The sequence below is a fragment of the Microbacterium sp. BE35 genome, assembly GCF_031457705.1.
In the GTDB taxonomy this organism is placed as follows: domain Bacteria; phylum Actinomycetota; class Actinomycetes; order Actinomycetales; family Microbacteriaceae; genus Microbacterium; species Microbacterium trichothecenolyticum.
The window spans coordinates 61524-83669 of sequence record NZ_JAVDXD010000007.1 but is presented as its reverse complement, the minus strand read 5'-3'; the positions used below and the strand labels follow the sequence as shown (position 1 = coordinate 83669).

At 71.4% G+C, this 22146-nt stretch carries 16 protein-coding genes; 9 read left to right on the top strand and 7 right to left on the bottom strand.

Features of this window, described 5'->3' with window-relative positions:
* Nucleotides 1–26 precede the first annotated feature (26 nt).
* Nucleotides 27–1823, bottom strand: a complete 1797-nt coding sequence (locus J2Y46_RS19875) for a glycoside hydrolase family 3 N-terminal domain-containing protein (RefSeq protein WP_310244832.1) — start codon at nt 1821–1823, stop codon at nt 27–29.
* Complete coding sequence (locus J2Y46_RS19870) at nt 1823–3127, bottom strand: MFS transporter (RefSeq protein ID WP_310244830.1); 1305 nt, start codon at nt 3125–3127, stop codon at nt 1823–1825. Before J2Y46_RS19870 ends, J2Y46_RS19875 begins: the two co-directional genes overlap by 1 nt.
* A gap of 154 nt (nt 3128–3281) precedes the next feature.
* On the opposite strand from J2Y46_RS19870, the gene J2Y46_RS19865 reads away from it, so the two are divergent.
* A complete protein-coding gene (locus J2Y46_RS19865) occupies nt 3282–4556 on the top strand; it encodes a TetR/AcrR family transcriptional regulator (RefSeq protein WP_310244828.1) in 1275 nt (424 codons plus the stop codon).
* A gap of 4 nt (nt 4557–4560) precedes the next feature.
* On the opposite strand, the gene recQ is transcribed toward J2Y46_RS19865, so the two are convergent.
* Nucleotides 4561–6549, bottom strand: coding sequence for a DNA helicase RecQ (gene recQ, locus J2Y46_RS19860; RefSeq protein ID WP_310244826.1), 1989 nt, complete (start codon nt 6547–6549; stop codon nt 4561–4563).
* Between the two features lie 217 nt (nt 6550–6766).
* Nucleotides 6767–7303, bottom strand: a complete 537-nt coding sequence (locus tag J2Y46_RS19855; protein WP_310244823.1) for a DUF1697 domain-containing protein — start codon at nt 7301–7303, stop codon at nt 6767–6769.
* A 243-nt stretch (nt 7304–7546) separates the two neighbouring features.
* On the opposite strand from J2Y46_RS19855, the gene J2Y46_RS19850 reads away from it, so the two are divergent.
* Nucleotides 7547–8485: an SDR family oxidoreductase gene (locus J2Y46_RS19850; RefSeq protein WP_310244821.1), complete on the top strand. Its 939-nt coding sequence runs from the start codon at nt 7547–7549 to the stop codon at nt 8483–8485.
* Between the two features lie 52 nt (nt 8486–8537).
* Here J2Y46_RS19850 and J2Y46_RS19845 read toward each other — a convergent pair whose 3' ends face one another.
* Nucleotides 8538–11198 (bottom strand): DUF3516 domain-containing protein, encoded by a 2661-nt coding sequence (locus J2Y46_RS19845; RefSeq protein WP_310244818.1) that lies wholly within the window; start codon nt 11196–11198, stop codon nt 8538–8540.
* Between the two features lie 259 nt (nt 11199–11457).
* Nucleotides 11458–12297 (bottom strand): SGNH/GDSL hydrolase family protein, encoded by an 840-nt coding sequence (locus J2Y46_RS19840; RefSeq protein ID WP_310244817.1) that lies wholly within the window; start codon nt 12295–12297, stop codon nt 11458–11460.
* A 172-nt stretch (nt 12298–12469) separates the two neighbouring features.
* On the opposite strand from J2Y46_RS19840, the gene J2Y46_RS19835 reads away from it, so the two are divergent.
* Complete coding sequence (locus tag J2Y46_RS19835; protein ID WP_084695482.1) at nt 12470–12790, top strand: GNAT family N-acetyltransferase; 321 nt, start codon at nt 12470–12472, stop codon at nt 12788–12790.
* A gap of 14 nt (nt 12791–12804) precedes the next feature.
* A complete protein-coding gene (locus tag J2Y46_RS19830) occupies nt 12805–13791 on the top strand; it encodes a pirin family protein (RefSeq protein ID WP_310244814.1) in 987 nt (328 codons plus the stop codon).
* Between the two features lie 63 nt (nt 13792–13854).
* Here J2Y46_RS19830 and J2Y46_RS19825 read toward each other — a convergent pair whose 3' ends face one another.
* The gene (locus J2Y46_RS19825; protein ID WP_310244812.1) at nt 13855–16875 is read right to left on the bottom strand and encodes a S8 family serine peptidase; all 3021 of its coding nucleotides are present in this window, start codon (nt 16873–16875) and stop codon (nt 13855–13857) included.
* A gap of 139 nt (nt 16876–17014) precedes the next feature.
* Between J2Y46_RS19825 and J2Y46_RS19820 the strand changes: the two genes are divergently transcribed.
* The 5 genes from J2Y46_RS19820 to J2Y46_RS19800 all read left to right on the top strand — a co-directional run bounded on the left by J2Y46_RS19820 (nt 17015) and on the right by J2Y46_RS19800 (nt 22043).
* A complete protein-coding gene (locus J2Y46_RS19820; RefSeq protein ID WP_045297676.1) occupies nt 17015–17566 on the top strand; it encodes an ECF transporter S component in 552 nt (183 codons plus the stop codon).
* A gap of 83 nt (nt 17567–17649) precedes the next feature.
* Nucleotides 17650–19674 carry an ABC transporter ATP-binding protein gene (locus J2Y46_RS19815; protein ID WP_310244808.1) on the top strand — a complete coding sequence of 675 codons (2025 nt, stop codon included), beginning with the start codon at nt 17650–17652 and terminating at the stop codon, nt 19672–19674.
* Nucleotides 19671–20519, top strand: coding sequence for an energy-coupling factor transporter transmembrane component T (locus tag J2Y46_RS19810; RefSeq protein ID WP_045296619.1), 849 nt, complete (start codon nt 19671–19673; stop codon nt 20517–20519). The genes J2Y46_RS19815 and J2Y46_RS19810 overlap by 4 nt, the downstream gene beginning before the upstream one ends.
* A 31-nt stretch (nt 20520–20550) precedes the next feature.
* On the top strand, nt 20551–21423 hold the full coding sequence (locus J2Y46_RS19805; protein WP_310244806.1) for a siderophore-interacting protein: 873 nt from the start codon (nt 20551–20553) through the stop codon (nt 21421–21423).
* Nucleotides 21420–22043, top strand: coding sequence for an ECF transporter S component (locus J2Y46_RS19800; RefSeq protein WP_310244804.1), 624 nt, complete (start codon nt 21420–21422; stop codon nt 22041–22043). The genes J2Y46_RS19805 and J2Y46_RS19800 overlap by 4 nt, the downstream gene beginning before the upstream one ends.
* Nucleotides 22044–22146: the final 103 nt, after the last annotated feature.

The window sequence follows — 22146 nt, the reverse complement described above, 5'->3', positions numbered from 1 at the left end:
GGCGCAGCATCCTGGGTGTCAGCGGGTCAGAGCGAGAGCCCGTGGCCGAAGCGGAACAGCGGGTCGGCGGTGTCGAAGGGCACGTCGGGGCGCGAGGCCTCGACGGCCGCCATCGAGCTCGGCACGTCGAACGGCAGCGTGCCCGTCGCCGGGGATCCGCCGGTCAGCACGTCGAGCAGTGCGTCGGGGTTCGCCCCCCAGTTCGCGGTGACGGCGCCGGCGGCTTCGACGATCGGGCCGAGGATCGCGGGGCGGTCGAGGAACACGTCCACCACGGTCGGCACGACCGACGACACCGCGCGCACATGGGCGACGACATCCTCGGGGAAGTCCAACGACCCGGCGTGGAAGAAGTTCTCGAACATCGACCCGCGCTGCTCGTACGGCGCCTGGAGACGCACGATCGCAGCATCCGCGTCGTCCGGCGTCGCGACGATCTCGCCGTAGTGGGCGACCGCCTCAGGCGCGATGCCCTCGACGTAGAGCTTCACGCCGCGGCGCAGCGGCAGGACTCCGTCGTTCGAGAGCACGGCGATCGAGGCGCGCTGCGCGGCTTCACCTGCCGCGCGGAACTCCGGGGAGCCGACGATCGCGTCGGCCGCCTCGACGTCGACGTACGGGTTCTCGAACAGGCCGAGCTCGAACTTCTCGCGCAGCAGGCGGCGCGCCGAGACGTCGAGGCGCTCCTCGCTCACGCGGCCGTCGCGCACGAGGCCGAGGAGGAGCGACGGGTCGTGCTCGCCGCCGAACTGGTCGGCGCCGGCGTCGAGGATCTTGACCATGCGCTCGGCGGGGGTCAGATGCTCAACGCCCCACGCGCGGGCGGCGAAGTCCGTGCCCATGATCGGCTGATCGGTGACGAGGCCCCAGTCCGTGCACACGATGCCGTCGAAGCCGAAGCGCTCGCGCAGCAGTCCGGTGAGCACGCCCTTGTTGAAGCCGAAGCCGACCTCTTCGTACTCGGTGCCGACCGGCATGCCGTAGTACGGCATGATCTGGCGGCCGCCCGCGGCGAAGATCTGCTCGAACGGCTTGAGGTGCAGCTCGAACTGCCCGCCGGGGTACACCTGCTCACGGCCGTAGTCGAAGTGCGGGTCCTCGCCGTCCTTCTGCGGGCCGCCGCCCGGGAAGTGCTTGGTCATCGTGCTCACCGAGCCGGGTCCGAAGGCCGAGCCCTGGAAGCCGCGCACGTAGGCCGCGCCCAGCTCGCCGGCGAGATCCGCGTCCTCGCCGAACGTCTGCAGCTGGCGCGCCCAGCGCGACTCGGTCGCGAGGTCGACCTGCGGGTGCAGCGCGACGCGGATGCCGACGGCCGTGTACTCCTGTCGCGCGATGTCGCCGAAGCGCTGCACCAGCTCCGCGTCACGCGTCGCCGCGAGCCCCAGCGGCTCGGGCCACTGCGAGAACGGGCCGGCGAACATCGCGGCGCCCGGGTTGTCGCTGAACGAGTGGCGCGGATCCGTCGAGATCGACACCGGGATGCCCAGGCGAGTGGATGCCGCGAGCTCCTGCAGCTTGTTGTGCCAGGCCGCGATGTCACTGGCCTTCGGCGCGACGCCCAGCAGGTTGAAGTGGTTCATGTGACGGCCGGCCACGTACTCGCGGTTCGACGGGATGCCGAAGGCCGCGTCCCCCTCGGAGAGCTCGCCGCCCTCGCCCATCACGATCATCGTCTGGAAGAAGAGGCCCGCCTTCTCCTCCACCGTCATCTCGGCGAGGAGCAGCTCGACGCGCTCGTCGACGGGCAGGCTCGCGTCGAGCCAGGGCCGGGCGGATGCGGCGGGGGTCGCAGCATCCGCGATCGTCGTCGTGGTGTCGGTCATCACTTCACTCCCTTGATGCGGTAGACGAGCACGGCACCGGCGAGGGCGACGAGCGCGCCGAAGAGGTACCACGTGGTGTAGCCGCCGAGGGGCGTGGCCGCTCCGATCGCGATGATGGCCGGGGCGATCGCGGGGGCGATCGACTGCGGCAGTGCGTTGGCGATGTTGAGCACGCCGAGGTCCTTCGCGGTGTCCTCCGGGTTGGGGAGCACCTGCGTCGCGAGGGCGAGATCGACCGAGAGGAACGAGCCGGCCCCCAGGCCGATGATCGCCTGCGCGACGATCAGCGTCGTGATGTCGGGTGCGACCGCCAGCAGGGCAAGGCCCACGACCATGATGCCGCCGGCGATCGCGACGAACGGGCGCCGCTTGCCGATCTTGTCGGACAGGATGCCGCCGACCGGCGCCGAGATCATCATCGCGGCCATCGACGCGAGGTTGGCGATCAGGATCGTCGTGATGGCGGCCTGCTCGTCGAGCTGGAACTTCTCGGTGAGGTAGAAGGGCAGGAACGTGGCGACGCCCGCGTAGCCGAACATGACGAAGAACTTGGTCAGCCACGTCCAGCCGAAGTCGGGGTGCTTGACCGGGTTGAAGACGAACGAGCCGAAGAACTGGCCGACGGTGAAGCGCTGCGCCGGCTTGTGCTCGAGGCGGCGATCCTTGAGGACCAGGACGAAGAGCACCGAGAGCACCGTGGCGATGGCCGCCGGCACGACGAAGCGGGCGAAGTCGTCGGAGAGGAACGTCACGAGGAAGTTGCCGCCCAGGATGCCGAGCGGCGTGGTGATGCCGATGATGCCCGACACCTTGCCGCGGCTCTGCTGGGGCACCTGGTCGGGAAGAGTCGCGTTGGCGGCGGCGAGCACGGCGTTCATCGCGGCCTGGACGATGCACCATGCCACGAGCACGACCCACAGCGACTCGGTGACGCCGATGAGCGCGAAGCCGCCGAGCCCGACGAGCGTGCCGCCGAGGATCCACGGGCGGCGCATGCCCCACCGCGACGTGGTGCGGTCGGAGAGACGGCCCGCGAGCGGATTGGCGATGAGCGCGAAGAGCGCGCCGACGCCGAGGACCAGGCCGAGGTTGCCGGTGGCCTCCTCCGGCGTGGCCGAGATGTGCTGGATCTTGAACGCCATCGACACCATGACCGGCGTGAGCAGCGCGAGATAGACGCCGAAGTTCACTGCGGCGAGGCCGGGGGTGTAGCCCCGGGGAGTCTTCTCGGGCGTCGTGCCCGGGGCCTTGAAGCCGGTCGTGCCGGCGGCGGCAGCCGTTGCGGCGTGCGACATCTCTGTCATCGGAGTCCTTTCTCGGGTGCGACGCGGGTCGGCTCCGACGCGCGTCCAGGCACGAGCGTACATGAAACCCGACCGCTTGGTAACTCAATTTCGACCGAGCGGTAATCGACGAGGATAGGATGGGCGCGGGCGAGCGCAGGGAGGCGGTGACGACATGACGACAACCACGGCACCCGGCGCCGTGCGCACCGCCCGCACCGAGCAGACCCGCGCCGCGATCGTCGCCGCGGCGCACGACGCGTTCGTCACCCGCGGCTACCGCGCCACGTCGCTCCGCGACATCGCCGCCGCCGCCGGCATCAGCCATCCCGGTCTGCTGCGGCATTTCGCCACGAAGGACCAGCTGCTCGCGGCCGTGGTCGACCTGTTCGAGCGCGACAACGAGACCGAGCTCCTCGAGCGCATGGCAGCCGAAGACCCCGGCCACCTCGCCTACAGCGAGCTGGCCCGGCACAACGAGACCGTGCCCGGGTACCTGGCGCTCTTCGCCGCGCTCACGGGCGAGGCATCCACTCCCCGTCATCCCGCGCACGAGATCATGCGCGACCGGTATGCGCGCCTGCGCGAGCTGTCGGCCGACGCGATCGACGAGGCGATCACGCAGGACACCGTGGCGGCGGACCGCGACCCGGGCGGCGAGGCCGTGCGCATCGCCGCCGCATGGGACGGGCTCCAGCTGCTGGCGCAGTACCTTCCCGAGCGGGTCGACATCGCCGAGACCCTCGAGACCTACGAGGAGTCGCTCGCTCTGCCCGTCGGCTGGCGTGGCGCGGACGATCCCCCACCCGCGACGACGGCGGCGCCGGTGCCGCCGATGCCCTCATTCGCGACAGCGGATGCTGCGCCCTCGGGCTATCGCGTGGGCCGCGAGCGCCGCGCTCTCATCGTCGACGGCGCCACCGCGCTCTTCGCCGAGGAGGGCTACGGCGACACGAGCCTGCGCGACATCGCCGAGCGCGTCGGGGTCTCGAAGTCGACGCTGCTCCACCACTTCGCGTCGAAGGAGGATCTGCTGAGCGAGGTGCTGAGCCACCGCGACCGGCAGATCGAGTCGCGGGCGGACTACGTTCCCGCCGACCGTACGGTCGAGGAGCTGCGCGGCCTCCCTCGCGGGGCCACCGTCAACGCGGCCACGGCCCCTGGCCTCATCGAGGTCTACGCCGTGCTCTCGTGCGAGGCGGTTCCCGCCGACCACCCCGCGCACGCCTACTTCGCGGAGCGCTTCCGCGGTGTGGTGGACCACTTCGCCGCGCTGTTCCGCGCCGCCCAGGAGGACGGCGACCTTCCCTCCCACCGCGACCCCGAGTTCGAGGCACTCTGGCTCACCGCCCTCTGGGACGGCCTGCAGTACCAGTGGCTCTACGACCGCTCCTCGGTGGATGTCGCGGCCCAGCTGTCAGCGCACCTCGACGACGTGCTGCCACGGTGACGGATCAGGCGGCCGCGACCACCGCGAGCACGGCCTCGCCATAGGCCTCGCGCTTCTTGGCGCCGATGCCCGAGACGCCGTCGAGGTCGGCGAGGCTCGCGGGCCGGCGCTCGGCGAGCGCGCGCAGCGTCGCGTCGCCGAACACGATGTAGGCGGGCACGCCGAGCTCCTTCGCAACGCCGGCCCGCCACGCGCGCAGCGCCTCGAAGAGGCCGGCGTTCGCCGGGTCGAGCGTCTCAGGCGCGGTCGTCTTGCGGACGCGCGGGACACCGCCCGAGCGACCCATCACGTCGCGGCGCAGCGGCACCGGCGTCTCACCGCGCAGCACGCCGGCCGCAGAATCGCCGAGCGCGAGCGTGCCGTACTCGCCGCGGGCGACCAGGATGCCGCGGGCCAGCAGCTGGCGGATCACGCTGCGCCAGTCCTGATCGCTGAGATCGGCGCCGAGCCCGTACGTCGAGAGCTTGTCGTGCCCCTGCTGGCGGATGCGGTCGGTCGAGGCGCCGCGGAGGATGTCGACGAGGTGGCCGGCGCCGAACGCCTGACCGCGCTCGCGCTGGAGGCGCACGATCGTCGAGAGGAGCTTCTGCGCGGGGACGAGTCCGTCCCACGTGTCGGGCGCCTCGAGACACGTGTCGCAGTTGCCGCACGGGGATGAGGCCTCGCCGAAGTAGGCGAGCAGGTTCTGACGGCGGCATCCGACCGTCTCGCACAGACCCAGCATGGCGTCGAGGTGCTGCCCGAGCCGGGTCTTGAAAGCGCGATCGCCGGGCGACTGGTCGATCATGCGGCGCTGCTGCACCACGTCGCCGAGTCCATAGGCCATCCACGCGACGGATGCCTCGCCGTCACGGCCGGCTCGACCGGTCTCCTGGTAGTAGCCCTCGACCGACTTCGGCAGATCGATGTGCGCGACGAAGCGGACGTCTGGCTTGTCGATGCCCATTCCGAAGGCGATCGTCGCGACCATGACGACGCCGTCCTCGCGGAGGAACCGGGACTGGTTCGCGGCGCGCGTCTCGGCGGGAAGACCGGCGTGGTACGGGAGCGCGTCGACGCCCTGCGCCGAGAGGAACTCGGCCGTCTGCTCGACGGACTTGCGGCTGAGCGCGTAGACGATGCCCGCCGCGCCCGACCCCTGCGACCGGATGAACGCGACGAGCTGGCGCCGCGGATCGGACTTGGCCTCGATGCGGTACTGGATGTTGGGCCGATCGAAGCTCGACACGAAGTGGCGCGCCTGCGGCAGCTGCAGCCGCTCGGTCATCTCGCGATGCGTCGCGGGCGTCGCCGTCGCGGTGAGCGCGAGACGCGGCACCCCGGGGAACCGCTCGGCGAGGGCGCCCAGCGCGAGGTAGTCGGGCCGGAAGTCGTGGCCCCATTGCGACACGCAGTGCGCCTCGTCGATCGCGATGACGCTGAGCTTTCCGCGCGCGAGGAAGCGCAGCGTCGCCTCGGTGTTCAGCCGCTCGGGTGCGACGTACAGCAGGTCGAGCTCACCCGCAAGGTATGCACGCTCGACGGCCGCGCGCTCGGGCGGCGCCTGTGTGGAGTTGAGATACGCCGCCCGCACGCCGTTGGCGACGAGCGCGTCGACCTGATCGTGCATGAGCGCGATGAGCGGGCTCACGACGAGCCCCGTGCCCGGGCGCGCGAGCGCCGGAACCTGGTAGCAGACGCTCTTGCCGCCGCCGGTGGGCATCAGCACGACGGCGTCGCCGCCGGCGATGACGTGGTCGACGATCGCGTCCTGCTCACCGCGGAACGCGTCGTAGCCGTACACCTCGCGCAGCACGGTGGCCGCATCGGCCCCTGTGAAGTCACGGCGAGGACCGGCCCCCGCGAACGGGTCGATCGATGTCGAGGCGCCCAGCAGCGGATCGGGCGGGGGCATCCACCCGTCCTCCGGCGGCGCCCATGAATCGTCGGGCGCTGGAGCGAACTCCGGCTCCCACGCGAGGTCGGCGTACGGGTCGCCCTGGGGGATCGTCACCCGTCCCAGGGTAGCCGCGGCATCCGACGCGCTCCCCCGCGCCCGCACCACCGTGCACAACCCCGTCGCGAACCGGGCCCCCGGGTTGTGGGGAGGAGCCTCCCGGCATCCTCGATTGAGGATCAGGGCCGAGATGAGTAGCGGTGCGCCGTGGCCAGGTCCGCATTCCGGCCCTGGTCCTCAATCGAGGAGCGGGCGGAGCCGCCTCGCGACGAGCTCAGCACCACTTGTCGGCGAGGGTCGCGATGACGTTGAGGTTGCGGTTGGTCGCGACGCCGAGCAGCTTCGCCGCGCGGAGCGGGTCGACGGTTCCGGCCTGGTAGCCCGGGCCGAGCAGCGCGTGCGCGACCCGGCCGCGCACGACCATCTCGCCGGCATCCGTCTTCAGCCCCTCGATCTCGGCGACCGTGTCGGCCGGCAGCGCTTCCTTCAGCAGATACACGTAGTGACGCTCCGGGCCGTGGCGGCCCGCGGTGAGCACGACGGCGTCACGGGCGATCGCCGCCAGCTCGTCGATCGTGAACACGATCGACGGCACGTCGAACCCGCGATCCTCCGCGAACGCGTCCTCGAGCGTCTTCTCGATCCTCGCCCGCGAGCGCATCGGCGTCGTGAAGCGCACGTTGCCGGTGTTGATGTGGGTCTGGACATCGGTGAACCCGACGCCCTCGACCACCCGCACGATGTCGGCCTTCGGGAACTTCCGGTTCGCCCCGAGGTTTATCGCGCGCAGGAACGCCACATACGTCGGCATGACGCCATCATTCCCGACAACGCCGCTCCCCGTGCGCGACCGCTGCAGTTCCCTGCGACTGCTGTGTCGCGCGACGCAGCAGTCGCAGGAAAGACCAGCAGCTACCGAGCCCCGGCTCAGGCGATCCGCTAGCCTCTTCGCATGCAATGCCTGTGACCCGTCTCCGTCACCACTCCGTCCGTTCGCGAACAGCACGGACAAGATCACGGATGCTGCCACCCGGCGTCCGTGGAAAGGCATCGCATGTTCCCCTCCACGTCGTCCCTTCCGCTCGCCGGCAAGACCGCCCTCGTCACCGGCGTCTCTCGTCGGCGCGGCATCGGCTTCGCCGTCGCCGCCCAGTTCGCGCGCCTCGGCGCCGATGTCTTCTTTCACCACTACCGCCCGCACGACACACGCCTGCCGTGGGGCGGCGACGACCTCGACGCCGTGCGCGAGGCTCTGCGCGCGGAGCTCGCGCCGGGCGCGCAACTCGGCGACATCAGCGCGGACCTGCGGGACGCAGTTGGGCCCACGCGCCCGGAGGCTCCGGGCGACGCGCCAGCGGCGCCTGGAGGGGGCGTGGGGACCGTCCCCCTCGTCATCGAGACCGCACGGGCGTTGACCGGGCGGCTCGACATCCTGGTGTGCAATCACGCGCAGTCGGGCGACGACGGGTCGATCCTCGACATGACCGCCGAGCGGCTCGACGCCTTCTGGCAGACCAACACGCGATCGACTCTGCTGCTCACGCGGGAGTTCGCGAGGCTGCACGCGGGCGCGCCCGCACCCGACTCGCGCCCCGGCGAGCGCATCGAGCGGCGGGGGCCGTTCGCCGAGCCGACGGGGCGCGTGTTCTGGATGACGTCTGGCCAGATCCACGGCGCGATGCGGGGCGAAGTCGCGTACGCGGCGAGCAAGGCGGCACTCGCGGGCGTCACGAAGACGGTCGCGGCGGAGCTGCTCGACCTCGGCATCATCCTCAACACGATCGATCCGGGTCCCGTCAACACCGGCTATCTCGACCCCGAGACGACCGATCGGTCCCTCGACGAGATCGAGACGTGGATGCGATCGACACCGTTCGGCCGCTACGGCGAGCCCGCCGACCCAGCACGGCTCATCGGCTGGCTCGCGACGCCCGACGGCGCGTGGGTGGTGGGCCAGGTGCTCTCGACCGACGGCGGCCTCGGACTCGGCTGAGCGCGGCCGCGGCGAGTTTCGTCGTGCGATGGGCACGAGCGAGGCCCGCGGGCTACAGCCGCACGACCTCGGTCACCCGCACCACGGCGGTGCCCGCCTCCTCGGACGCCGCGAGGTCCACCACGCCGCGGATGCGCCAGTCGTGATCGCCCGCCGGGTCGTCGATGGTCTGCTCCACGCGCCAGAGCCCCGACTCCGCAGCATCCGTCTCGTCCACGGTCACCAGTCGGGGTGAGCGCGCCGCGCCGCCCGTCAGGATCTCGTCGTGGTCGTCGAAGTAGGCGTCGAGCGCGGCCGGCCAGTCCACCTCGGGGTCGAGCTCGACGAGCTCCTCGTCGCGCTGCAGCGCGGCGAGCTGTACCCGCCGGAACAGCTCGTTGCGCACCAGCACCCCGAACGCCCGCCGGTTGGTCAGCACCGACGGCGGGGCCGGGGGAACCACCGGCGCGGCCGGGTCGTCGACCGGGTTGATCAGCGCCTCCCATTCGTCGACGAGGCTCGAGTCGACCTGTCGGACGACCTCGCCGAGCCACGCGACCAGGTCGTGCAGGTCCTCGGTCTGCGCCTCGGCCGGAACGGTCTGACGCACCGCGCGATACGCGTCCGAGAGGTACCGCAGCACCAGCCCCTCGCTGCGCGCGAGCTGGTAGAGCGAGATCAGCTCCGAGAACGACAGCGCGCGCTCGAACATGTCGCGCACGACGGACTTCGGCGACAGCTCGAAGTCGCGCACCCACGGCTGGCTCGACGCGAACACCTCGTAGGACTGCGCGAGCAGCTCCTCGAGCGGCTTCGGGTACGTCACCTCTTCGAGCAGCGCCATGCGCTCGTCGTACTCGATGCCGTCGGCCTTCATCGCCGCGACCGCCTCGCCGCGCGCCTTGAACTCCTGCTGCGACAGGATCGGCCGCGGGTCGTCGAGCGTCGCCTCGATGACGCTCACGACGTCGAGCGCGTAGTGGCCGGTGCCGGTGCGGGCGCCGTCAGAACTCCTTCGAGCCGCGCGTTCGCCGGCGGATCCGCCGGATTCCGGGCCCACGGCCCCCGATTCGAAGGAGTTCGTGTCGCGAGCGCTCGTGTCGTCGGGGTCGAGCAGTTCGATCGCGGCGAGCGCGAACGGCGACAGCGGCTGGTTCAGCGCGAAGTTGGGCTGCAGATCGACGGTGAGACGGATGTGATTCCGGATGCCGCGACCCCCGGCATCCGGACCCCCGGTGCGGTCGATCTCGATCACGCCGGCGGTCAGCAGCGTCCGGAAGATCGCGATCGCGCGCCGCGCGAGCTCGTAGCGACGGGCGCGGGGCTCGTGGTTGTCGAAGACGAGCGAGCGGACGTTCTCGAACACGTCGCCGCCGCGGGCGATGACGTTGATGAGCATCGCGGCGGTCAGCTGCAACTGCGGCACGAGCGGCTCGGGCTCGGCCTCGACCAGGCGCTCGAACGATCCGAGGCCCCAGTTGACGACGCCCGTCGGCGCCTTCTTGCGCACGATCTTCTTGCGCTTGGCGGGGTCGTCGCCGGCCTTGCGGAGGGCTGCCTCGTTCTCGATCTCCCACTCCGGCGCCATCACGACGACGGTGCCTGAGGTGTCGTAACCGGCGCGTCCCGCCCGACCGGCGACCTGGTGGAACTCGCGCGCGGAGAGCTGGCGCATCTTCGTGCCGTCGAACTTCGACAGCGCCGTGATGAGCACCGTGCGGATCGGCACGTTGATGCCGACGCCCAGGGTGTCGGTGCCGCAGATCACCCGCAGCAGGCCGCGCTGCGCGAGCGTCTCGACGAGCCGGCGGTAGCGCGGCAGCATGCCGGCGTGGTGCACGCCGATGCCCGCGCGCACGTATCGCGAGAGGGTGCGGCCGAAGGCGGTCGTGAAGCGGAAGCCGCCGATCGCCTCGGCGATCGCATCCCGCTGCTCACGCGAGACGATCCGGATCGACGACAGCGCCTGCGCCCGCTCCATCGCGGCCGCCTGCGAGAAGTGGACGATGTACACCGGCGCCTCGCCGGTCTGCAGCAGCTCCTCCACGGTCTCGTGCACAGGCGTGCGCGCGTACGAGAAGTGCAGCGGCACCGGACGCTCGACGCCGGTGATGCGCGACACCGTGCGGCCGGTGCGGCGCTCGAGGTCCTCTGCGATCGTGGTGACGTCGCCGAGAGTCGCCGACATCAGCACGAACTGCGCACGCGGCAGGAGCAGCAGCGGCACCTGCCAGGCCCATCCGCGATCGGGGTCGCCGTAGTAGTGGAACTCGTCCATCACGACCTGATCGACCGCGGCATCCGCTCCCTGCCGCAGGGAGAGGTTCGCGAGGATCTCCGCCGTGCAGCACACGATGGGGGCATCCGGGTTCACCGACGAGTCGCCGGTGACCATGCCGACGTTCGCGGCGCCGAAGATGTCGACGAGCGCGAAGAACTTCTCGCTCACGAGCGCCTTGATCGGGGCGGTGTAGTAGGTGCGGCCGCCGCGCGCGACGCATGCCGCGTGGGCCGCGACCGCGACGAGCGACTTGCCGGTGCCCGTCGGCGTCGACAGGATCACGTGGGAACCCGACACGATCTCGATGACCGCTTCGTCCTGCGCGGGGTACAGCGCGAAGCCCTGATCTCCCGCCCACTCCACGAACGCGTCGTACAGCGCGTCGGCGTCGGGCGCCCCCGCGGGCGCACCCGAGGCCTCGGCCGCGGCCCTGATGGTCTCGAGAAGCGTCACCGTCCGAGTCTGCCAGGTCGCAGCATCCGTGCGTCCCGGCCGTCGCCGCGCTCACTCGGCCCCTCTCGCGCGCCCCTCCCCTTCGCGGATCCGGAATCCGGACTTTCGCACAGTCTCCGCAGCCGCAGGGCTCCACGCTGCGGAAAGGGATCACAACTCCGAGTTCCGGAGACGCAAGCCGGGTGGGGCGCGGGCATGAGAGGAGCCGGCGCGGGCATGAGAGGAGACGGATGCCGCGGCCCGGCCGCAGCATCCGTGTTCAGCGTCCGAGCTCGCCCAGGATCACCTCGGTGTAGGCGCTGTACCCCGCGTACGTCGGGTGCAGGTAGCCCGCGGGGTCGCCCACCGGGTCGATCCCGAACCACGGGTCGCTGGGCACGCCCGGCACGAGCTGCACGCCGTGCCCGGCGAACGCCTCGACCACGTCGGCGTACCTCACGTTCGCGCCGCCCGCGGCGGCGGCGCTGACGGCGCCCTGGATCGCGGCGTTGAGCGCGTCGGTCGCCCCGTTCACGGCGGCGACGAGGGCGGCGAGCTGGGCGAACTGCGGGGCACCCGGCGGCGCGGCGAGAAGATGCGGGTACCCGGTGACGACGATGGTCGCATTCGGCGAGCGCTGGGCGACCGATGCGATCAGCGAGCTGAGCGGCGTGACGATCCCCGGCGCGGAACCGACGGCGATCTGGATCGCGGCGAGGCACGGCGCGGGGTCCCCGCCCGCCGCCGCGGCCGCGCACGCGGCGTAGACCTGGTCGAGGTCGAGGTCGTTCGCGCCGACGGTGAGCGTCACGACGTTCGTGCCCCGGTTCACCTGCGACAGCTGACCCATGGTGTCGGCGATCGTGGCACCGGAGCACCCGGCGTTGCGCAGCAGGTTGAACTTCGGCGCCTGGTCGAGCTGGGCCGCGTAGCCCCCGTCGGTCCGGGCGCAGGCGTCCAGCGGTACGCCGCCGCCCTGTCCCGCGGCGATGGAGTCGCCCAGGGCTACGTGTTTGGCGACCAGCAGCGGCGAGGCCGTGGCCGGCCCTGCCGCCCCCGCGACGAGCACGACGGCCCCCAGTGCGACGGCCGCGAGCGCGGCCAGAATGCGTCGTTTCATGATTCCCCTTCGAATCCTCACCGGATCGACTCCCCCGAATCGGCCCGCGCAGAGTGCGGACGAGGCCGACGATAGACCCGTGGCGACGGTCCCGCCAGGGCTTCGCGTGTGCGCGCGGTGGCGGAATCACGCGACCGACCCGTACGTTGAGAAGCACGACGGAGGGATTGAAGTGACCGAGACGCAAGCGCAGACCATCGTGACCCGCAACGACGAGGATCGCCGCTATGAGGTGCACGTCGACGAGGTGCTCGCCGGGTTCACTGTCTTCCGCATCGACGCGAAGGGCCGGTTGCACTTCCCGCACACAGAGGTCGACCCCGCCTTCCGCGGTCGCGGTCTCGCGCAGATCGTCGTCTCGGAGGCGATGGCGGATGTCGCGCGCCGCGGCGAGACGGTCGTGCCGCACTGCCCGGTGGTGGTGAAGTACCTCCGCACGCACGACGTACCCGGGCTCATCGTCGAGTGGCCCGACCAGCCGCACCCGGAGTGATCGGAGCCGGCGACATGACCCGACTGGACGCCGACGACGCTGTCGCCACCGAATCCGCTGTCGAGTGCGCGGGCCCGCGCACCCTGCTGCTCGAGGCCCGCGAGGTGCCGCTCGGCGGAGTTCGCGCGATGTCCGTGCACCGCGCGCTCCCGCAGCGTGAACTGCCGCTCGTGGGCGCCTGGTGCTTCCTCGACCGATTCGGTCCGCAGGAGACGCGCATGCGCGTCGAGCCTCACCCGCACATTGGCCTGCAGACGGTGACCTGGCCGTATCTCGGCGACGTGCGCCACCGCGATTCCGTCGGCAGCGACGTCGTCGTGCGTCGCGGCGCCCTCAACCTCATGACCAGCGGCGCGGGCATCGCCCACTCCGAGTACTCGGTCGGCGAGGATGCCGCACCCCTCGATGCCCTGCAGCTCTGGGTCGCCCTCCCCGAGTCACGACGCCACGGCGAACCAGCGTTCGAGCAGCATGCGGTACTGCCCGAAGTGGAGCTCGCGCCCGTCACCGGCGACGCGGGTTCGGCCACGGTGGTGCTCGGCGTGCTCGCGGGCGTCGCGTCGCCGGCCACTGTCTACACGCCGATCGTCGGCGCCGAGCTGCGGCTTCCGGCGGGCGCGACGGTGACGGTGCCGCTCGAGCGCGCCTGGGAGCACGCGCTCGTCGCCGTCTACGGCCAGGCCGCCGTCACGGCGGACGCCGGCGACGACGTCGTGGTCGACGCGGCGCATCTCCTCTACCTCGGCACACACCGCGACGAGGTCGTGATCTCGAGCCCGGCCGGTGCGACGCTGTTCCTCCTCGGCGGCGAACCGTTCGAGGACGACGTCGTCATGTGGTGGAACTTCGTCGGCCGCACCCACGAAGAGATCGTCGAGGCCCGCGAGGCCTGGGAGACGGGCGCCGACCGCTTCGGCCGCGTCGTCGACCATGGCGACGAGCGCATTCCCGCGCCGCCGATGCCCGCCGTCCGCCTGACGCGACGCCGGCGCCGCCTGTGACCCTTCCCGTCAATGCGAAGGGCGCCCGGGCCTGAGCCCGGGCGCCCCTCGTGTGCGGATGGGTTACGGCACGTCGACCGACACCACCGTGCGCACCTGCGAGTCGCCGTAGCGGACCACGCCCAGGTAGCTGCCCTTGTCGAGGCCCGACCACGACAGGTTGTACGTCGCCGCTTCTCCCTGCTGGGCCGCCAGCGTGCTCGGGGTCGCGGTGAGCGAGCCGACGCCGCCGGGACCGACGAGCGCGCTCGTCGCCGTCCAGGTGAACGGACCGGTGAACGCGTAGACGTTGGCCGAGACCACGTACCACCCGCCGGTCGGCTGCGTGATCTGCACGGCCTCGTCCGCGGACGCGGTGGCCGACTGCCAGCGCTCGTAGTAGCGCAGGTCGGTCGGGCTCACCACGCGGTAGACGGTGAGGTCCAGGTCGGTGCCCGCGGTGTCGACCGACGAGTCCAGCGCGAACTTCGCCACGTCGATGCCCGCCGGCACCTGGATCAGCACGTTGGTGATGCCGCCGTTCGCCTCGCCGGTCTTCTCCGTGCCGTCGATGAGCACGTCGGCCTTGGCGAGGCCGAGCACCGTGAGCGGCAGCTGCCCGGTGAAGCCCGGGGTGACCGTGACGTCGAGGTCGCCCTCGGCGCCGGTGCCCGACGCGGTGGGCGGAGCGTCGGCGCTGACCGGGTAGACCGCGATGGGCGAGCGCACCGTGTTGCCGGCCCCCGTCCACGTGAGGAACCCGGTCGCCCACTTCTCGAGTGCCGCACCGGCCGTCGTGAAGGTCACCGTGAAGGACTTCGACTCGCCGACCTTGAGGTCCAGGGCCGACGGCTGGACCACCGCGTCGACACCTGGGACGCTCACCGACGCGGTGTACGTGCCGGCTGTGGTGGCCGTCACCGTGCGCGTGATCGTCTGCGTGCCCGCGAGCGCGCCGATGCCGATCGAGGCGAGGTTGAGGTCGCTCGGGTCGATCGGGTCGACGTCCGAGAAGTAGTCCTGCCCGAGGGCGCCCTCGAGGTACCCGGCCCAGTCGACGATGCCGTTCTCGTAGACGAGACCCGGGTTGAAGTACCGCTTCGGGTCGACGTGACCGGCGCCCTGGGCGAACGTGTCGGCCGTCTGCCGGCCGTTCGCGTCGACCAGGTTGTACGCCGTCGTCATGAGCGCCGACTTGATCTTCGCGGGCGACGCCAGGGGCTCCTCGCCGAGGTAGAGCGCGCCGAGGCCCGCCACCTGCGGCGACGACATCGAGGTGCCCGACTTGAAGCCGAATGTGGGCTTCTCCTTGGGTCCGTTGTGCGTGGCCGCGAGGATCGCGACACCGGGAGCCGAGACGTCCGGCTTGATGACGTCACGGCCGTCCGCGAGGATCGGGCCGCGGCTCGAGAAGCCGGCGATCTGTGGGGTCGGCGTCACCTTGCCGGTCACGTTGTCGCCCACGAGCGTCGCCGTCGCGCCGGCACCCGCGGTGCGGACGTAGTCCAGCAGCGCCGCACGGTACTGCGCGTCGATGTGGACGGTCGGCACCGAGTGGAAGTCGTTGTCGAGCGATCCGGCGGTCACGTTGACGAGGATCATCGCCGTGCCGCCCGCTGCCTTGACCTCCTGCGACTTCTCGACGCGGGCGTTGGTGCCGCGGTCGCAGATCACCGTCTTGCCCGCCGCCTTGGCCGGATCGAGCGTCCCGAGGAAGCACAGGGCCGCCTCGTTCGGCGCGGCACCCGCCTTGGCGATGTCACCCGCGTACACGACGGGGCCCGTCAGCTCCTTGCCGAACGGCACCGTCACCGATGCGCCCGCGGCCTGGAAGCCGTTGGGCAGCTTGACCGTGCCCTCGTAGGTCGGGATGGTGGATGCCGCGACCGTCGTGTACCACGGCGATCCGTGGTCGGCGGTCGAGGCGCCGGGGCCGTCGTTGCCGGCGCTGACCGCGACGAAGACGCCCGCGGCGGCCGCGCCGAGGAACGCGTAGTCGTCGGCGCTCAGCACGGTCGACGCGGCACCGCCGCCGATCGAGTAGTTGATCACGTCGACGCCGTCCGCGACGGCCTTGTCGATGGCCGCGATCAGGTCGCTGCCCGCGCAGATGTCGTCGGTCGTGACGAGGTCGTCCGGTCCGACGTAGCAGGCCTTGTACGCCGCGACCTTGGCCGCCGGAGCGACGCCCGAGATCTTGCCGAACCCGATGCCCTCAACCGACGCGTCGACGCCGAAGTTGCCGGCCGCGGTGCTCGCGGTGTGCGAGCCGTGGCCGTCGCCGTCACGGGGCGACAGGAAGTCGTAGCTGAAGTCGAAGCCCGACGCCGCCGCACCCGCGGAGAAGTACTGGGCACCGATGAGCTTGGTGTTGTAGTGGCGCTTGTCCCAGCTCTGGGCGATCGTGATCGGCCCGCGGAACTGGCCGCCGTCCGCCTTGTCGAAGACGATCGTGTCGCCGTTCTCCGTGTACGGGACGCCCGCTGCGCCCCTCTTCTTGAGCTGATCGCCCGCGAACGAGGGGTTCTCGGGCGCGATGCCGGTGTCGATCACACCCACGACGACGCCCTTGCCGGCCTCGCCCACGCCGCCGACGGCATCCCAGATTCCGCCCCCGCCGGTCGTGTTCGAACCGAGGCCGAGGAACTCCGTCGAGGGGACGGCGGCCGTGGGATGGTGGATCTCGTCGGGGAAGACGCCCAGCACGCCCTTGTCTGCGCTCAGCTCGGCGACCTGCTTCGCCGTCAGCGCGGCGCTGAAGCCGTTGACGGTGACGCCGTAGGACTGCTGGGGCGTGACGCCGGCCTCGGCTGCCACATCCGCCTGCTGCTTCTTCAGGTGCGCGAGGTACTTCTTGGAGTTCGTGGAATTGGCGTCCAGCTGCGTGCCCTTGTCGGGCTTGGTGCGCTGGATGCCGCTCGAGCCGCCCTCGTAGGTGGCGAGGGGCGCGTCCTTGAGGAGGACGATGTACTGGCCGTCCTCGGCGTTGATGGGGGTCGGGGTGTTCACCTCCTCCGGGACGCTGCCGAAACTGGCGGTGGCGGTGCCCGTGAACAGTGCGGCGAGTGTGACGACCGCGGCTGCTCTGACGGAGGATCGACCCATACGTGGCCTCCATTGATATGTGGGGAGTCGCTGCGCCACATCGTCGGGGCGCAGCGGATTCAAACGTAACTGCCAGGTGAATCTCAGTTAATGAGAGCTCAGTGAGAATCGCGAGGCTGCATCCCAGTACGCTGGGCAGGTGGCTGCCCGCACCCGGATTTCGACGAGCGTTCTGCTCACCTGCGCCGCCATCGGCGTCGCGACCGGTGTTCTGCAGGCGGGCGCGGGAGCGATCAGCGGCTTCGTCTCGGCCGGGGCGCCGATCCTCTACGGCCTCGTCCTCGGCGTGCATGTGCTGCCCGGGGTGGTCGCGCAGGAGCTGCTGCGCCGCCCCTGGGTCGCGCTGATCACGCACATGGTCGCCGCCCTCGTCGCGAGCGCAGTGGTGCCCCTCTGGATCGGCCGCTACATCGGCACCGCCCTCCTCATCGGCGGGCTGCAGGAGATCATCGCCGCGACCTCGCGCTACAAGCGTTGGGAGCCGTGGCGCTTCTTCCTCTCGGCCGTCATCGTCGGCGCCGTCATCGCGGCCGCGATCTGGTTCGCGGCGGACGTGACCCGCTTCCCGCTGTGGGGTCAGATCGTCTACGTGGCACTGTTCATCGCAGGCCCGGTGGCATGGACCGCCGTGGGCCTCGCGATCGGGTCCGCGCTGCGGCGTGCGGGGGTCGCCCGCCGCAGTCAGCTCTGAGGCATCCGTCACTCCGCTCGCCGTTTCGCCGCCATACGGGCGCCCGGTAGGTTAGGGAAGGCTAAGTTTCATTCGACGATCGGATGCCCGTGTCTGCTGCCGTGCCGCTGCTGCGGGTGCGCGAGCTCGGCATCACCCATGACGGCGAGACCACGCCGGCGCCGGCATCCGTCTCGTTCGATGTCGCCCCCGGAGAAGTGGTGCTGCTGCTCGGCCCGAGCGGGTCGGGCAAGTCGACGCTGACCCTCGCTCTCAATGGGCTGCTGCCGCAGGCCGTGCCGGCGACCGTCACCGGATCGGTCGAGGTCGAGGGACTCGACACCCAGGCGACGCCCGTCGCCGAGCTCAGCACCCGCGTCGGCATGGTGTTCCAGGACCCGGACGCGCAGCTCGTCACCGGCACGCTCCTCGACGAGGTGGCGTTCGGGCCGGAGAATCTCCGGATGCCGGTGGCAGAGGTGCTCGCCCGCGCCGAGGAGGCCCTCCGCCGGGTCGGCCTGTGGGAACGCCGACGCGACAACCCCGACCGCCTGTCGGGCGGCGGACGCCAGCGGCTCGCGATCGCGTGCGCCCTCGCGATGGGGTCGCCGCTCCTCGTGCTCGACGAGCCGACCGCGAATCTCGACCCCGCCGGGATCGAAGAGGTGTACGCCGCCCTCGCCGAACTCGTCGCAGCCGGCGACCGGGCGATCCTCCTCGTCGAGCACAACCTCGACGCCGCCGTAGGCTTCGTCGACCGGGTCGTGGTGCTCGACCACGACGGCTTCCTGGCGGCCGACGGCTCGGTGGATGACGTGCTGCGCGGCCGTGCGGAGGACCTCCACGCGATGGGCGTGTGGCTGCCCGTATCGACGATCGCCGCCCTGCGGCTCCGCCGCGCCGGCTTCGCTCTGGATCCTCTGCCCTTGACCCCCGACGAGCTCCGGGCCGCGCTCGACGCCGAGCCCGCCCCGTCGGGCCCCCCACCCGCCGGCCCCGCTCCCGCGGACCCCGCACCGACGGGCCCTGCTCCCGCCGCCGCTCCCGCCGGGGTTTCGCACGTGCCTCTCTCCGCAGCATCCGGAATTCGGACAATCGCGCCGATTCCGGATGCTGCGGCCGCCGCGCTCCGCAAACGCGACGAATCTCCGAGTTCCGGATCCGCGAAGAGGGGTGGGGATGCACCGCTGATCCGCGTCAGGAGCCTTACGCTGCGCCGCAGCCGCACCGAGGTCCTGCACGACGTCGACCTCGACGTGCCCCGAGGCGCCTTCGTGGCGGTGGTCGGCGCGAACGGCGCGGGCAAGACGAGCCTCATCCAGGCGCTCGCCGGGGTGGTCTCACCGCCCAAGGGCACCGTGCACGTCGACGGGCTCGACGTCGGACGCTCCGACGCGCGCACCCTGAGCTCGCGCATCGGCTTCGTGTTCCAGAACCCCGAGCATCAGTTCATCGCGCACACCGTGTTCGACGAGATCGCGCACGGCCTGCGTCGCCAGCGCCTCCCGGACGAAGAGGTTCGCATGCGCACCCAGGCGCTGCTCGAGCGGTTCGGCCTCTCGGCCAAGGCCGAGAGCCATCCGTTCCTGCTGTCGGGCGGGCAGAAGCGCCGGCTCTCGGTCGGCACCGCGCTGGTGGCCGGCGCGCCGGTGCTCGTGCTCGACGAGCCGACCTTCGGTCAGGACCGCGCCCGCGCCGACGAGCTGCTCTCGCTGCTGTCGGAGCTCAACGCCGAGGGCACCACGATCATCGTGGTCACGCACGACATGCAGCTCGTGACCGACTACGCGCAACGCACGGCGGTGCTGGCCGACGGCCGAGTGCTCGCCGAGGGCGCGACCGCCGACGTCTTCGCCGACGACGCCCTCATCGCCCGCGCAGGACTGCGCCCGCCACCCCTGCGCCGCGCGCTGCAGGCCGTGCAGCGGCATCCCGGACTCTCCGGCATCGCCCGCCTCGCCGACCTGCCCGACGCACCCGCGCCCCTCGCCCCGTCGCGTTCGCAATTCAGGACCGACGCCGTCGAATCCCCCCGAATCGACCCGCCGCGCTCCAACGATCCTGAATTGCGAACCGGATCGACGCCGACGGCCGCCCCGGCCCCGCACGCCACGGGAGGTGCCGCGTGACCGACACCGGCCCGCTCACCGCGGCGACGGCCGCGCACTCGACCTTCGATCCGTACGCGCGGCGGGTCGAGGCATCCGCTGTCCGTTTCCTCTACGGGATGAACCCGCTCGCGAAGCTCGCCGCGCCGCTGCCCGCGATGGCGCTGCTGGTGTTCGTGCGGGATGCCGCGACGCCGGCCGCGTTCCTCGCGCTCGCGTACGTCGTCCTGCTGGTGGGGGTGTCGTTCACCCGGCGCCTCGCGGCGATCCTGTTCCTCGCGCTGCCCCTCAGCGCGCTCGTCATCGGCTTCGGGTTCGCACTGTGGACCGACGCGTCGCGGGTCGACCAGTCGGTCGTGGTGTGGCAGATCGGCGGCTGGACGATGTACGGCGGCGCGCTCGAGGTGGGCTTCGCCACGGGTCTGCGCCTCGCGGCGATCGTCGGCCTCACACTCATCGCAGGGCTCTCGACCACCGGACCCGACCTGGTGCGCGCGTCGGTGCAGCAGCTGCGCGTGCCGTACCGCATCGGGTACACGGCGCTGGCGGCGTTCCGGTTCGTCCCGAGGTTCGGGCACGAACTCGACGTCATCCGCCAGGCGCACCGCGTGCGCGGCGCCCACGGCGGGCGCGGGCCGTTCGCCGCGATCGCCCGCTGGTTCGGTTACGTCGTGCCGCTCATGGCCGGCGCCATCCGCCACGCGGAGCGCGTCGCCCTTGCGATGGACGCCCGTGCGTTCGGCGCCCACCCCGACCGCACCGAGCGATACCTCGTGCCGTGGCGCGTCCGCGACACCGTGTTCGTGCTCGCCTTCTGGCTCGCGTCCGCCGCGGTGTTCGCCGTCTTCTTCCCCTGGGGCCTCTGACCCCCTCGCCCTCCCGACAAGGAGCACCGACATGGCTCATCCCCGACTGGTCAAGCCCGAGACGCAGGGGCTCGTGCACCTCACGGTGCTGCGCACCGAGCGCCTGTCGCCGCATTGGCTGCGCGTGACGCTCGGCGGCGGCGAGATCGATCGGTTCCGCCCGATGGGGTACGACCAGTGGTTCCGCCTGTTCCTGCCGCTCGGTGGTGACGAGGGCCTCGAGCGCCTGCCCGCGAAGGCGAACAAGATGTTCGGGTACCTCAAGTATCTGCGCATCCCCGACGGCGTCCGGCCGGTCATGCGCAACTACACCGTGCGGGCGTTCCGCCCCGCCACGGCGACCACGGGCGCCGAGATCGACGTCGACTTCGTACTGCACGGCTCCGCCGCCGACGGCACCGCGGGACCCGCCTCGCGCTGGGCCGAGTCGTGCCAGGCGGGCGAGAGCGTCGTCGTGATCGACGAGGGCCTCACCTTCAACCCCGACCGCGGCACCGACCGCGTCCTGCTGGTCTCGGACGAGACCGGCCTGCCGGCGATCTCCGGCATCTGCGCGGCGCTCCCGTCGCACGCGACCGGTCTCGCGATCGTCGAAGCGCCTTCCGCGGAGGATGCGCTCGACTTCCCGCATCCCGCCGGCGTCACGGTGCGCTGGATCGTCCGCGACCACGATGTGAAGCCCGGAACCCTGGCGCTGCAGGCACTCCGCCAGGCTTCGATCCCGGATGCCGCATCCCACGCGTACATCGTCGGCGAGCAGGCCCTCGCGACCGAGGGTCGCCGGCACCTCGTCGGCGAGTGCGGCGTCCCGAAGGACCAGGTGAGCTTCTGCGGCTACTGGCGCGTCGGAGCCGCGTCGCCCGCCCCGAAGTCCCGGCGTGCGACCGCCGAGGCCCACTCGTGAGCGGCGCGGACGACACGATCATCACCCCCACGCCCCCGCGCCGCCCCCGCGGTCGCGCGACCACCGCGTACCTGCTGACGTGCGCCGCGATCGGCGTCGCCGGCGGTGTGATGCTGTGGGGCGCCGGCTGGATCTCGACCGTCCTCTTCGCGACGGTGCCGTTCGTCTCGGTCGCGATCGCGGGTCTCTGGCTCCTGCCGGCCACCGTCGCGCTGCGCCTGCTCGAGCGCCCGTTCGCCGGCATCCTCGTGGGCGTGATCTCGGGGCTCGTTGTGTTCCCGTTCCTCGGGGCGGCGATCTGGTGGGCGTTCTTCGCCGAGCTCGCGTTCCTGGTGACCCTGTACCGCTCGTGGCGGACCTGGCAGTACTACGCCGGCGCCGTCTTCGTGGGTGCGATCTACCCACTGCTCGCCGCCGCCTCGTTCAACCTGTGGGCGATGGAGCCGTGGGCCCTCATCACCTTCTTCGCCCTCACGATCGCGAGCTGTGTCGCAGGCGTCGCGCTCGGCATCCTCGTGGCCGACCGTCTCCGCAGGGCCGGCGTCGCGAAGCTCGCGCGTCGCCGCGGCCTGGCGTCGCGTGGCCTCGGCCGCGGTGCGGGTCCCGCCGGCCAGCACTGAGTTCCGCAGTCACTTCGTGCGGGTCGGATCGAACTGCACCCGCCGAAGGTGACTGCGGAAGGAACGCTCACACGCGACGGATGCCGCGACCCGGCGCCTTCGA